A 13,326-nucleotide genomic window follows, 5' to 3' on the forward strand; every position below is an offset into this window, starting at 1 on the left:
TGCTCTAGGTTCTCTTCGGACGGTGGATGTCCCTGTGTCTGGTGTTCGCTCACTACGAAGCCTGTCCCGCCGATTCCACACGCGGTGCGATCGCATGTTCCGCCGTGTTCTCGCCCGATGTCGTTGCAGTTGCGCTGCCATCATCGCCTACATCGGCGCCGTCCGTGTCGGAACCAAGGGCGGCCAGCACCGACGTGGCCGTCGTCTCGCCGATTCCCGGAACCTCCATGATCTCCGCAACCGTCGCACGCTTGAGGTTGGCGACCGAACCGAAGTGGGCGACCAGTGCGGTGCGCCGCGACTCGCCGAGTCCGCGAACCGAATCCAGCGCCGAGGCCGTCATCCGCCGCGATCGCTTGCTGCGATGGAACGTGATCGCGAAGCGGTGCGCCTCGTCGCGAACTCGTTGCAGGAGATACAACGATTCGCTCGTGCGAGGCAGGATGACCGGATCCTCCTCGCCCGGAACCCACACCTCCTCCAGCCGTTTCGCCAGACCGACCACCGCAACGTCGGTGACACCGAGTTCGTCCAGTACCGCCGCGGCGGCGGCGACCTGAGGAGCACCGCCGTCGACGACGAACAGGTTCGGTGGGTACGCGAATTTACGCGGTCTTCCGGTCTGTGGATCCAACGCCGCTTCGGGGGCCAGGTCGCCTCCGGACCCGGTCGAACCATCGGCGGAATGTCGCAGGAATCGACGTCGAGTCACCTCGGCGATGCTGGCGACATCGTCGGAATGCCCGTCGCCTGCCGCTTCCTTGATCGCGTAGTGGCGGTAGTCGCTCTTGCGGGGCAACCCGTCCTCGAAGACGACGAGCGAGGCCACCACATCGGTTCCCTGAACGTGGGAGATGTCGATGCATTCGATGCGCAGCGGTGCCGAATCGAGATCGAGCGCTTCCTGAATGCCTTGCAGGGCTGCGGATCTCGACGTGAAATCGCCCGCGCGCTTGAGCTTGTGCTGCTGCAGCGCCTCTTTCGCGTTGCGTTCGACGGTCTCGGCCAACGCTTTCTTGTCACCGCGCTGAGGAACCCGAAGGGTCACGTTCGACCCCCTCAGTTCACTGAGCCAGATCTGTACCTCGTCGGCGTTGTCCGGCAGGACCGGAACCAACACTTCTCGCGGAACGGCATTCGAACCACCGTCGTTGCCGCCCGGTGCCTGTGCGGACAGGGCAGCCTGCTCGCCGTAGAACTGCGTCAGAAACTGTTCGACCAGAGCGGGGAGATCGGCCTCGTCCTGGCGTTCGATCACCTCTCCTGCCTTTTCCACCACCCAGCCCCGTTGCCCGCGAACCCGGCCGCCTCGGACGTGGAAGACCTGAACGGCAGCTTCCAGGGCATCGGTGGCGAAGGCGACGAGATCGGCGTCGGTGCCGTCACCGAGCACCACCGCCTGCTTCTCCAATGCCCGACGCAGCGCACCGACGTCGTCTCGCAGACGCGCGGCGGTCTCGAAATCGAGGTCCTCGGATGCCGACTGCATCTTCTTCTCGAGCTGCCGCACGAGCTTGTCCGTCTTTCCGGCCAAGAAGTCGCAGAAGTCCTCGACGGTGGCGCGATGCTCGTCGGCGCTGACCCGGCCGACGCACGGTGCCGAGCACTTGTCGATGTAACCCAGCAGGCAGGGTCTGCCGATCTGATTGTGCCGCTTGAACACTCCGGTCGAGCACGTGCGCGCGGGGAACACTCGCAGCAGTAGATCAAGCGTCTCGCGGATGGCCCACGCATGCGCGTAGGGACCGAAATAGCGCACACCCTTCCGTCTGGGTCCGCGGTAGACGAACAACCGCGGGTATTCCTCGTTCATCGTCACCGCGAGCATCGGATAGCTCTTGTCGTCGCGGTAGCGGACGTTGAACCGAGGATCGAACTCCTTGATCCAGTTGTACTCGAGCTGCAGCGCCTCGACTTCGGTGGTCACCACAGTCCACTCCACCGATGCTGCGGTGGTGACCATCTGGCGAGTACGCGGATGCAGCGAGGCTATGTCTGCGAAATAGGAATTGAGCCGACTGCGGAGGCTTTTGGCCTTTCCCACGTAGACGACACGGCCGTGCGGATCGCGAAATTTGTACACCCCCGGCTCCACCGGGATGGTTCCGGTGGCCGGGCGGTAGGTAGCGGGGTCGGACACGGCATCCACGTTAGCCGTCGGGTCCGACGTTCTCCGCATCCGCAGCTCAGCCGTGGTGCAGCGGTCCGACTCAGTCCTGATCGACCGCGATGTCCGGAACGGAGTCAGCGGGTGCGTATCTGCGTTCGAGGGTACGGAACTGTCGTACCGCCGCGACCGCATGGTCACGATCATTGGACTGGATGGCCATCACGTTGATGAACTCGTCGTCGGGAATGTCGATCCTGGCCCACATCGCTCCGTCCGGGAAAGACAGGCCCCGCACCAGATCCCACTCGATCAAACGCTCCGACAACAGGTTTCGCACCGCAACGCCGGCCGGCCCGACGCGAATGCGCGGGCGCGTCAGCACGAGCGCCAGGCTTCCCAGAAGAAGTCCGAGTCCCGCCATCGCGAGCTGGTCGGCGGTTCTGAAGTACACCCCGGTCGGCGACACTCGCAACAGGACGGCGACGGTCGTGTGCGCCACCACGAGCAGCACCGCTGTCGCGATGGCGTAGCGGGCCGACTTACGCGACTTCACGACCATGTCCCACTCGGCGGACGGTGTGTTGCCGGTCACGTGAACTCCTGATTCGTCCAGGGCTGACGCAGGTGCTTGAGCGTCAGAGCCGTGTCGATCGCGGCAGCCGTGGCTTGCGCGCCCTTGTCCTCGAACGAACCGGGCAACCCCGCTCGATCGAGAGCCTGCTGCTCGTCGTTCGTGGTGAGCACTCCGTTGGTGACCGGGGTGCCCTCGTCCAGCGACACACGCGTGAGTCCGGCCGTCACGGCGTCGCACACATACTCGAAATGCGGTGTGCCCCCGCGAATGACGACGCCGAGAGCGACGACGGCGTCGTGGTTTCGGGCCAGTTCCTGCGCGACGACGGGCAGTTCGATGGCTCCGGCAACACGGATGACCGTGACGTCCTGAATCCCGGCCGACTCGGCCTTGCGGAGCGCACCGTCGAGCAGCGCCTGCGAGATCTTCTGGTGCCACTGACCGGCGACGATCGCCAGTTTGAGATCACTCGCGCCTGCGAGCTGCAGGGTGGGTTCGCCTTCGCCGCTCATGGGTTGACCCCGTTCTCGTACTCCTCGAGCCCGGTGAGGTCGTGGCCCATGCGGTCGCGCTTGGTGCGCAGGTAGGTAAGGTTCTCCGCGTTGGCGCGCAGCGGCATCGGAACTCGCTCGGTGACGTGCAATCCGTAGCCGTCGAGTCCCACTCGCTTGGCGGGGTTGTTCGTCAGCAGCCGCATCGAGGAGACACCGAGATCGACGAGGATCTGGGCTCCGATCCCGTAGTCCCGGGAGTCGGCGGGGAGTCCGAGCTGCAGGTTGGCATCGACGGTGTCGGAGCCTGCGTCCTGGAGTTGGTAGGCCTGCAGCTTGTGCAGCAGACCGATGCCGCGACCTTCGTGACCGCGCATGTAGAGCACGATGCCTCGCTCCTCGGCGGCCACCATTTCCAGGGCCGCGTCCAATTGCGGTCCGCAGTCGCAGCGCAGTGATCCGAACACGTCGCCGGTCAAGCATTCGGAGTGCACTCGAACGAGCACGTCGCTGCCATCTCCGTCGGGCCCGGCGATGTCGCCGCGGACGAGCGCTACGTGTTCGACCTCGTCGTAGATGCTCTGGTAGCCGACGGCGCGGAACGTGCCGTGGCCGGTGGGGATTCGGGCGTCGGCGACGCGGACCACGTGCTTCTCGTGCTTGCGACGCCAGGCGATGAGGTCGGCGATGGAGATGAGGGCGAGGTCGTGTTCGTCGGCGAAGACACGCAGTTCGTCGGTCTGGGCCATCGCCCCCTCGTCCTTCTGGCTGACGATCTCGCAGATGACGCCTGCGGGCCGCAGGTCGGCCATCCGGGCAAGGTCGACGGCAGCCTCGGTGTGGCCTGGGCGACGCAGCACTCCGCCGTCCTTGGCGCGCAACGGTACGACGTGGCCGGGCCGGGTGAAGTCGTTCGCGCCGGTGTCGGGGTCTGCGAGCAGCCGCATCGTGGCTGCTCGGTCGGAGGCCGAGATACCGGTGCCGATGCCTTCGCGGGCGTCGACGGTGACGGTGTAGGCGGTGCCGTGCTTGTCCTGGTTGGTAGCGAACATAGGCGGCAGGCCGAGCCGGTCGCAGTCCTCGCCGGACAGCGGAACGCAGAGGTAACCCGAGGTGTAGCGGACCATGAAGGCGACCAGCTCCGGGGTGGCCTTCTCCGCGGCGAAGATGAGGTCGCCTTCGTTCTCGCGGTCCTCGTCGTCGACGACCACCACTGCTTTGCCCGCAGCGATGTCCGCAACTGCGCGCTCGATACTGTCGAACCTGGTCACCACGGTGTGCTCCATACGTCTCGGGCCTGGCTCAGCGCCCTGTAAATTCTCCGATGCACCATCGATTGCGTGCACGTCAACACTACTTACTGCGCGTCGATACTCTGCAGCCGCTCCACGTACTTGGCGATGACGTCGACTTCGAGGTTGACGGGCGATCCGACCTCTGCCGTGCCGAGAGTGGTCAGGTCGAGGGTCGTCGGGATCAGAGAGATCTCGAACCAATGCGATCCGTCGTCGACGCCGAGTCCGGAGACGGTGAGCGAGACTCCGTCGACGGTGATCGAGCCCTTCTCGACCACGTAGCGCGCGACCGAGGTGGGCAGTGCGATGCGCACGACGGTCCAGTTCTCGGACGGGGATCGGCCGATGATGGTCCCGGTGCCGTCCACATGACCCTGCACGAGATGCCCGCCGAGGCGGCTGCCGAGCGCGGCCGCACGCTCGAGGTTGACGCGACTGCCCACGTCGAGGGCACCGAGGCTCGAGCGGTTCAGCGTTTCCTGCATGACGTCGGCGGTGAATCCGCCGTCGGGCAGCACCTCGACCACGGTCAGGCAGACCCCGTTCACCGCGATGGAGTCGCCGTGCCCGGCGTCCGAGGTCACCACCGGACCGCGAACGGTGAACCGCGCGGCGTCGGGCAGTTCGTCCTTGGCGACGATCTCGCCGAGCTCTTCGACAATTCCGGTGAACATCTACTTCGCTCCTTCGGGCACGACGCCGATCAGAATGTCGTTGCCGATCATGGTGACTGTCTCCGTGCGGAACCGAATTGCATCGGCAATTGTTCCGATGCCCGCATTCTCCACCGCTGCGGGTCCGCTGCCCAACACCGCCGGTGCGACGTACGCCACGATCCGGTCGACCAGGCCCGCAGCGAGGAATGCCCCGGCCAGCGTCGGACCGCCTTCGATCTGGATGTCGGTGTGCTCGCGCAGCGCCTCGACGACGGCGGCCGGATCGTGTGTGTCGAGAAACACCGTCGGAGCGTCGGACCCACGGATTGCCGCGGTCGACGGTATCGGCCGCGATCCGACGACGACGCGAACCGGCTGATGCGCTGCCAACGTGCCGTCGGGACGTCGCGCGGTCAGTCGCGGGTCGTCGGCCAGCACGGTGCCGGTTCCGACGACGATGGCGTCGAGCTTGGCTCGCTCGGCGTGCACGTGCGCCCGGGCCTGGGGTCCGGTGATCCACTGGCTCGTGCCGTCCGCTGCGGCACTGCGACCGTCGAGAGTGGCGGCGTACTTCCACGTCACGTGCGGTCGCCCGGTGCGTTGCTTGTGCAACCAGGCTCGCAGTGGCCCCTGCCGCACCTCGGTCTCGCCGATCCCCTGTTCGACGCGAATGCCGGCCGCGCGCAGGGTGTCCCCGCCGCCCGAGGCGAGCGGGTTCGGATCGGCGACGGCGTGCACGACCGAGGCGATGCCCGCGTCGATCAGCGCTCGGGAGCACGGTCCGGTGCGGCCGGTGTGGTTGCAGGGTTCGAGGGTGACCACCGCGGTGCCGCCGCGAGCGCGGTCCCCGGCCTCGGCCAGGGCGACGATCTCGGCGTGCGGACCGCCGGGCGGACGCGTGGAACCGATGCCGACCACCACGCCGTCTGCATCCAGGATCACCGCACCGACCGCGGGATTGGGACTACTGATACCCCGGGCGGACTCGGATGCCTCGACGGCGAGGGCCATGGCGTCCGCGAGGGACATTGCTGCGCCCCGGCCGTTCATTACGACAGGTGGTGTGATGCGTGGGCGGCTCTGTCGCGGAGGTCGCGCACGGCGGCAGCGGGGTCGGCGGTGTTGTAGACGGCCGAGCCGGCGACGAAGCAGTCGATGCCGGCCTCTGCGGCCTGCTCGATCGTGTCGGAGTTGATGCCGCCGTCGATCTCGACGATCAGTCGAAGATCGCCGGAATCGACCAGTGCCCTCACTGCTTTCGCCTTCGAGAGCACCTCCGGCATGAACGACTGTCCGCCGAAGCCCGGCTCGACGCTCATCACCAGCAGCGTGTCGAAGTCGCGCAGGATCTCGAGGTACGGCTCGATGGGTGTTCCCGGCTTGACCGACAGGCCTGCCTTGGCTCCGGCTGCGCGGATGTCGCGGGCCACGGCGGACGGGTCGTCGGTCGCCTCGGCGTGGAAGGTGACGTTGTACGCGCCTGCTTCGGCGTACGGCGGGGCCCAGCGCGCCGGATCCTCGATCATCAGGTGGCAGTCGAGGGGGATGTTCGTCGCCTTGAGCAGGCTCTCGACGACCGGCAGCCCCAGGGTGAGGTTGGGAACGAAGTGCGCGTCCATGACGTCGACGTGCAGCCAGTCGGCTCCGGACACGGCGTCGGCTTCGGCAGCCAGACGCGCGAAGTCTGCGGACAGGATCGAGGGGGCAATCATCGGGGAAACCACGATTGACGAGCCTAGTCGAGCCGGTATCGTTCGCCCATGACCACCATCGATTCCGCGACGGCGGTGATCGCCGATCTTCCCGAGGTCACCGAGAGTGTCCGGTACGGAAACCCGGCGTGGTCGGTGGGCAAGAACGTGTTCGCATGGATTCGACCGTTCAGCAAGGCCGACCTGAAGCGATTCGGCAGCGAGACTCCGCCCAGCGGTCCGATCCTCGCGGTTCGCACGGCTGATCTGCACGAGAAGGAAGCGATCCTCGCCGCACACCCAAGGGCGTGCTTCACCATTTCGCATTTCGACGGATTCGCCGCCGTCCTGGTCGACCTCGACAACACCGACGACGACGAACTGCGGGAGCTGATCATCGACGGGTGGCTGGTCCACGCCCCGAAGAACGTGGCCGAGACCTTTCTGGCCGGCAACTGATCACATCGACTTCCTGATCACATCGGTTTGCGCAGCGCCGCCATGAACATCGCATCCGTGCCGTGGCGGTGCGGCCACAGTTGCACGGACGTACCGTCGCCGAGTTGCGGCACTCCTGGGACTAGCTCGCGGGTATCGAGCTGGTCGACGCCGTAGCGACGGACCGCGTCGGCGACGACGGCGGTGGTCTCGGACAGGTGCGGCGAACACGTCGAGTACAGCACCACTCCGCCGGGGCGTACCAGCTCGATCGCCGCGGCCAGCAGTTCCTTCTGCAACGTCACCAGGGCCGCCACATCGGAGGGTTGGCGGCGCCACCGTGCCTCGGGCCTGCGGCGCAGGGCACCGAGTCCGGTGCACGGTGCGTCGACGAGCACTCGGTCGTAGCCGCTGTCGAGTCCGGACGCTCGACCGTCGACGGTGTGCACCGTCACCGGAAGGTCCTTGGTCGTCTTGGACACCAGATCTGCTCGGTGCGGCGTCGGTTCGACGGCATCGACGGTGGCGCCGTCGATTTCGGCGATGGCACCGAGCAAGGCGGCCTTGCCACCGGGGCCGGCGCACAGGTCCAACCATCGGCCGTTGTCCTCGCCGAGCAACGGTGCCAACGTCAGCGCGCGTCCGACGAGTTGACTGCCCTCGTCCTGAACTCCGGCCAGTCCGTCACGGACGGCATCGAGCTTGCCGGGATCTCCGCCGTCGAGGTGCACGGCGTACGGCGAATACGGACCTTCCTCTCCCCCGGTGATCAACGCCAGTTCTTCGGCGGAGATCTCACCGGGCCGGGCCACCAGGTGCACCGAGGGACGCGCGTCATCGGCCTCGAGGACGGCGGCCAGTTCACCGGCGTCGGCACCGAGTGCATCGGCGAATGCCTGCGCGATCCATTTGGGATGGGCGTACTCGAACGCGAGGTGGCCGACGGGATCGACCGCCGCCTCGGGTGCTAGCTCGTTCACCCACTGCTCGGCCGTCCGCTCGGACACGCGCCGCAGCACCGCATTGACGAAACCTGCTTTGCCGGTACCGAATTCGGACCGGGCGAGGTCCACCGACGTGGCGACGGCCGCGTGGGGGGCAACGCGAGTCCGCAGCAGCTGGTAGGAGCCGAGCCGCAGAATGTCGAGTAGCGGCCCGTCGATCTCGGCGGCGGGCCGACCGGCTGCATGGGCGATCACCGCGTCGAGCACGCCACGCGCCCGGGACGCACCGTAGGCGAGTTCGGTGGCCAGCGCGGCGTCGCGCGAATCCAACTTGCGCTCGCGCAGCAGTCCGGGGAGCACCAGGTTGGCGTACGCATCCCGTTCACGCACGGCCTTCAACACGTCCCGGGCCGCTCGGCGGGCCGGGTCGATCGCGTCGACGGCACGGGGTCCGGCACCCTGCGGGGGTCGGTTCCCCTTGGGACCGCGCGCACCGGGCGACTTCTTGGTTGTCTTTCGGGCTGGACTCGACTCGCGCTTTCGAGGCCTGTCGGGTTCTGTCATCGCGCTACCGCCGTATCGTCCAGCCGAGCGCCTCGCGCCCAGTCGAGTGCTTTCATGAGCTTCTTGCCCTGCGGTTGAACATCGCCGAGAACGACTGCGGTCGTGCCTGTTCCGATGTGCACGCCGGACTTGCGCACCGCTATCTCGCCCGGGGCCAACGTGTCCTCGGAGCGCGTCGTCGGGGCGATCTTGACGCGGAGTTCACCGATCGTCGTCCATGCGCCCGGTGCGGGGGTGACCGATCTGATGTGTCGGTCGACGAATGCTGCAGATCGAGTCCAGTCGATGCGGGCGGCGTCGACGCTCACCTTGCTCGCGTAGGAGATTCCGTCCTCGGGCTGCGGGTGCGCGGATGCCGTCCCGTCCTCGATCGCGTCGAGGGTGGCAGCGAGTAGGTCTGCTCCGCTCGACGCCAGTCGGGTGAGCAGGTCCCCTGTCGTATCGGTTGCGCGTACCCGCTCGGTGACGACGCCGAGTACCGGGCCGGTGTCCATTCCCGCGTCGAGCAGGAAGGTGGAGGCACCGGTGATCTCGTCGCCTGCGGCGATGGCCGCCTGCACCGGTGCGGCACCTCGCCATGCGGGCAACAACGAAAAGTGCAGATTGATCCAGCCGAAGCGAGGGATGTCGAGCACCGGCTGCGGCAGCAGTGCACCGTATGCGACGACCGGACACACGTCGGGTGCGAGTTCGGTGAGCTGCGAGACGAAATCCGGATCCGAGGGCTTCGCGGGTGTGAACACCGGGATTCCGTGCTCGTCGGCCAGCTGCCCGACCGGTGACCGCATCGTCTTGCGCCCCCTACCGGCAGCGGCGTCGGGCCGAGTCACCACCGCGATCACCTCGTGGCGTTCGGACTCCAGCAGTCGCCGCAGCGACGGGACTGCGGGCTCCGGTGTACCGGCAAAGACGACGCGCACTCGAGCAACTCCCTGGGATGGACGAAAGGATCTCGGGTGTCCATCCTAGGGAGTCGCGAGCGCTGCGGACGATTCCGCACCTGTCGATCACGTCGCGTCGGGATCTCGATCGGTCGGACCGTCGTCGGCAAGGATCCGGTACAGCGACCTGCGTGCTTCGGTGAGAATCTCGGCAGCCTGTTCGACCTGCTTCGGCGTGCCGACTCCGGCGACCTGCCCGGCTGCGCCCATCAACTGTCCGATGAGTGCCCGAAGATCCCGGGCATCGACACCGACGGACTCCGCCACGTCGTCCCACGGGCTGCCCAGGTCGGCGCGATGAGCATCGACGTGTGTTCTCCCTTCGTCGGTCAGCGCAGCCGTCTTGCGGCCGGCCACCTTGTCGATCAGGACCAGACCCTCGTCTTCGAGTTGCGACAGGGCCGGATAGATGGAGCCCGGACTCGGCTTCCAGGTGCCGTTGCTCTTCTCGGCGATCTGCTGGATCAGTTCGTATCCGTGCATCGGACGTTCCTCGAGCAAGAGCAGGATTGCAGCGCGCACGTCCCCGCGACGCCCTCGCCCTCCCCGACCCCGGCCTCGACCGAAATCTGCATTGGGTCCGAAACCGCCGGGCCCGAAGCCGGTGCGCATACCTTCTCGTCCTCGTCCGAACGGGCCACTGTCCCGGTGTCCACTGCGTTCGCCGTGCCCTCTCCTTCCGCGGCCTCGCTCTCGCGGACCCTGATCGTCCGACGGGCCGCGATCGTCACTCTGCGCGACCCACATCTCGAACGGCGCTCCTCGCATGTGTCGACGTGCGCCTGCGCGACGTCCGAATTCGTGTGCGAATCCTTCGAATGCGTAGTTCATGTCGTACTCCTTCGATCGATTGATAGTCGACGATATATCGGCAATAGATCTTTGGCAAGGCCTAGAGGTAACCTCCCAGTTTCCGCATCCGAGGAACGCGTCGTGGATCGCTCTCGCTCGTTAGAATTGCGCGGTCGGTACGAGCTCTCGTTGACCGCACCGGAATCCAGCGGCCGGCTCGACAGGGCCCGCTCACGAACGAGGGGGGCCGTGTGGCCGGATCGACGAGACGACGCGTGACCGTCGTGCTCGGCTGCGTCCTCGCCATCGTTCTACTGGCCGGCTCCAATGTTCTCGGCCAGCGAGTCTCCGTGCTGATCGACGACGTCGCACAGCTCGCGGGTGGTATCACCGCGACGATCGTGTGCTGGCGGACCGCGTCCACGAGGACGGGCACCGAACGGCAGTGGCGCGTTCTGATGGCCGCAGGAATGGCGTGCTGGAGTGCAGGCATGGCGGTCTGGGCCTTCTATCGATCCGCTCTCGACATGCCGCTGCCGACTGCATCGATCGCCGACGTCGGGTTCTTTCTCTTCCCGATCTTCGCCGTGCCCGCGTTGCTCGCCTTCGTCGGTCTGTCGCCCCGACGGGCTGCCGCAGGTGCACGCCACGTCTGGGTGATGTCGCTGCTCGACGGGGCCGTCGTCGTCGGGTCCCTGTTCGTTCTCTCCTGGGCCACCGTGCTCGGTGCGGTCGCGCACTCGTCGGAATACGAATCGATCGAGTTCCTCGTGGCGATCATGTACCCCATCACCGACCTGGTCCTCGTGGCCATGATCGTGCTGCTCGTCGTGATCCCGAAGATCGCGGCGCGATACCGGACGCAGCTCACCCTGCTCGGTGCCGGGATCCTGATGATGGCGATATCCGACAGCATCTACGCGTACCTCGTTGCCACCGGTGCGGACTTCATGCCGGTTCTGACCGACGGCGGATTCATCGCAGGCACTGCACTCATCGCTCTCGCGGCCGCCGCCCCGAGGACCGTCGACGACACCCCATCGACGCCCGGCTCGTCGAAATACGGCTCGTCGCGGTACGGATCGGAGCCCACTGCACGTGTGTACGCCGAGACCGTGACCGGTGAAAGAACGCAGCTGCTGTTGCCGTACGGGCTCATGGGTGCAGTAGGGATCGTGTTGGCGATACTGCGTGTGCAGACCGGGGACCTGGATTCGACCGTCATCGTTCTCGGAGTTGCAGTGGTGCTGGTCTCACTCGTTCGCCAGGTGATCACCCTGGTTCAGAACGACAATCTGCTCCGGACCCTGACTCGGGCACAGGCCGAGCTGACGTATCGCGCGCACCACGACGGGCTGACCGGCCTGCTCAACCGGTCATCGTTCGACGAACACCTTCGAGAGGCGGTGAACGACGCCCGAGCGGGCGGGGGCTGCGCCGTCCTACTGCTGATCGACCTCGACGACTTCAAGAGCGTCAACGACAGATTCGGCCACGCCGGCGGTGATCGACTACTGGTCGAACTTGCCCGCCGCCTCGACCGATGTGTGGTCGAGGGTGTGGTGGCGCGCTTCGGCGGTGACGAGTTCACCGCCCTGGTCTACGCCGACCTCGATACCGGTCGCGCGACGGCTGTCCGCATTGCCGAGGCGATGCGGACAACACACGAGATCGACGGCCATTCGGTGTCGGTCGGCGTGTGCGTGGGCGTGGTGCAGATCGGTCGACCAGACCGCACACCCCCCGACTCCACGACCGTGGCCGGCTCCGACACCGCCGACGAGGACGAGCTGATGCGGCTGGCCGATCGCGCGATGTACACGGCCAAACGCGAGGGCAAGGCCGGAATCTACGCCTACGACACCGCGGGCACACTCAGCGCGGTGCCGAGCGGCTCCGATCACGCGACTCGTGGGACCAAACCGAAAATGGTTGCAGGCGAGCCGGATCCGGCTCGGTTGATCGGGCCACCGACCAGAACGTAGGCGCCGGTGGTCGGGATCGACTCCAGATTGGTCAGGTTCTCCAGGCTTATCCGACGCCGGTCGTAGAGCTTGACGGACACCGGGTAGGTGTCGTCGTTGCCCAGATCGGGCCCGAAGGTGTCGGTGCCGAGGGCACCTCTGTCGGCGAGCCTGCCCGTGTCGATCAACCACTGCGCCGCCTCCGCGGAGAACCCGGGTTGGTGCGTCACACCGTCCGCGTCCGCGTTGGCATACGCATCGGTCCCCCAGCGTGACTCCCAGCCGGTCCACAGAATGACAGCCGCCCCTGGCGGAATGGTTCCGTTGACTGCTTCCCAGTTCTGCAGGTCTGCCACGGTCACGGCGTAGTCGGCGTCGTCCGCCGCCCGATCACGAATGTCGATCTTCACCGCAGGCAGAAACAGATCCTCCGGATCGAGCTGGTCGGCGGTCAACCCACCTTCCTGGAAGTGCGCCGGCGCTCCCCAGTGCGTACCGGTGTGTTCGCCCTCCTTGACGTACTGGAGGTAGAAGCCGTCGTCCGCGACGGTGAACGCCGTCTCGAGCGAGAATTCGGGATCGCCGGGAAAGATCGGGGTGAGCGCCGGATCGTTGATGTGCGACAGCGACACGATCCGTAGCAGTCGGTCCAACGGAACGGCCGGTGTCGTCGGCTGCGCCGAGCCGGTACCGGGCAGGGCGTCGGCGGCGGTGGGCGCGACCAGACGGGCCCCGATCACCATTGCCAAACCTGTTGTCACACGGCGAAGAAGCTGTCTTCTCTTCATGTCCCCCGACCCATCTCTCGTCGGCGCCCCGTGCACCGCACCGAGGCAACCCTAGGCCACGGCGAGCCCCGACGGCAG

At 66.6% G+C, this 13,326-nt stretch carries 13 protein-coding genes; 2 read left to right on the forward strand and 11 right to left on the reverse strand.

What is annotated here, in order from left to right:
- Positions 1-52: 52 nt before the first annotated feature.
- The 7 genes from uvrC to rpe all read right to left on the reverse strand — a co-directional run bounded on the left by uvrC (position 53) and on the right by rpe (position 6,850).
- Positions 53-2,140 carry an excinuclease ABC subunit UvrC gene (gene uvrC, locus MTX35_RS00625; RefSeq protein WP_243593113.1) on the reverse strand — a complete coding sequence of 696 codons (2,088 nt, stop codon included), beginning with the start codon at positions 2,138-2,140 and terminating at the stop codon, positions 53-55.
- Positions 2,141-2,210: 70 nt separating this feature from the next.
- Positions 2,211-2,669, reverse strand: coding sequence for a PH domain-containing protein (locus MTX35_RS00630; protein ID WP_243593594.1), 459 nt, complete (start codon positions 2,667-2,669; stop codon positions 2,211-2,213).
- A 29-nt stretch (positions 2,670-2,698) separates the two neighbouring features.
- Entirely contained in the window at positions 2,699-3,196 is a 498-nt protein-coding gene (gene ribH, locus MTX35_RS00635; RefSeq protein WP_243593114.1) for a 6,7-dimethyl-8-ribityllumazine synthase, read from the reverse strand.
- The gene (locus MTX35_RS00640; RefSeq protein WP_243593115.1) at positions 3,193-4,446 is read right to left on the reverse strand and encodes a bifunctional 3,4-dihydroxy-2-butanone-4-phosphate synthase/GTP cyclohydrolase II; all 1,254 of its coding nucleotides are present in this window, start codon (positions 4,444-4,446) and stop codon (positions 3,193-3,195) included. The genes ribH and MTX35_RS00640 overlap by 4 nt, the downstream gene beginning before the upstream one ends.
- 86 nt (positions 4,447-4,532) lie before the next feature.
- A complete protein-coding gene (locus MTX35_RS00645) occupies positions 4,533-5,144 on the reverse strand; it encodes a riboflavin synthase (RefSeq protein ID WP_243593116.1) in 612 nt (203 codons plus the stop codon).
- The gene (gene ribD / locus MTX35_RS00650) at positions 5,145-6,176 is read right to left on the reverse strand and encodes a bifunctional diaminohydroxyphosphoribosylaminopyrimidine deaminase/5-amino-6-(5-phosphoribosylamino)uracil reductase RibD (protein ID WP_374230207.1); all 1,032 of its coding nucleotides are present in this window, start codon (positions 6,174-6,176) and stop codon (positions 5,145-5,147) included.
- A complete protein-coding gene (gene rpe, locus MTX35_RS00655) occupies positions 6,176-6,850 on the reverse strand; it encodes a ribulose-phosphate 3-epimerase (protein WP_243593118.1) in 675 nt (224 codons plus the stop codon). Before rpe ends, ribD begins: the two co-directional genes overlap by 1 nt.
- A gap of 36 nt (positions 6,851-6,886) precedes the next feature.
- Between rpe and MTX35_RS00660 the strand changes: the two genes are divergently transcribed.
- A complete protein-coding gene (locus MTX35_RS00660; RefSeq protein WP_243593119.1) occupies positions 6,887-7,276 on the forward strand; it encodes an MmcQ/YjbR family DNA-binding protein in 390 nt (129 codons plus the stop codon).
- 17 nt (positions 7,277-7,293) lie between these two features.
- On the opposite strand, the gene MTX35_RS00665 is transcribed toward MTX35_RS00660, so the two are convergent.
- The 3 genes from MTX35_RS00665 to MTX35_RS00675 all read right to left on the reverse strand — a co-directional run bounded on the left by MTX35_RS00665 (position 7,294) and on the right by MTX35_RS00675 (position 10,451).
- Entirely contained in the window at positions 7,294-8,763 is a 1,470-nt protein-coding gene (locus tag MTX35_RS00665; protein ID WP_243593120.1) for an RsmB/NOP family class I SAM-dependent RNA methyltransferase, read from the reverse strand.
- A complete protein-coding gene (gene fmt / locus MTX35_RS00670; RefSeq protein ID WP_094741971.1) occupies positions 8,760-9,683 on the reverse strand; it encodes a methionyl-tRNA formyltransferase in 924 nt (307 codons plus the stop codon). The genes MTX35_RS00665 and fmt overlap by 4 nt, the downstream gene beginning before the upstream one ends.
- Positions 9,684-9,770: 87 nt before the next feature.
- Entirely contained in the window at positions 9,771-10,451 is a 681-nt protein-coding gene (locus MTX35_RS00675) for a PadR family transcriptional regulator (protein WP_374230225.1), read from the reverse strand.
- 320 nt (positions 10,452-10,771) lie between these two features.
- Between MTX35_RS00675 and MTX35_RS00680 the strand changes: the two genes are divergently transcribed.
- The gene (locus tag MTX35_RS00680; protein WP_243593121.1) at positions 10,772-12,481 is read left to right on the forward strand and encodes a GGDEF domain-containing protein; all 1,710 of its coding nucleotides are present in this window, start codon (positions 10,772-10,774) and stop codon (positions 12,479-12,481) included.
- Here the strand turns inward: MTX35_RS00680 and MTX35_RS00685 are convergent.
- A complete protein-coding gene (locus MTX35_RS00685; protein WP_243593122.1) occupies positions 12,397-13,248 on the reverse strand; it encodes a cyclase family protein in 852 nt (283 codons plus the stop codon). The two genes, MTX35_RS00680 and MTX35_RS00685, sit on opposite strands and share 85 nt — an antisense overlap.
- Between the last annotated feature and the right edge of the window lie 78 nt (positions 13,249-13,326).

Origin of the sequence: Rhodococcus sp. ARC_M12 (assembly GCF_022810385.1) — a bacterium.
In the GTDB taxonomy this organism is placed as follows: domain Bacteria; phylum Actinomycetota; class Actinomycetes; order Mycobacteriales; family Mycobacteriaceae; genus Rhodococcoides; species Rhodococcoides navarretei.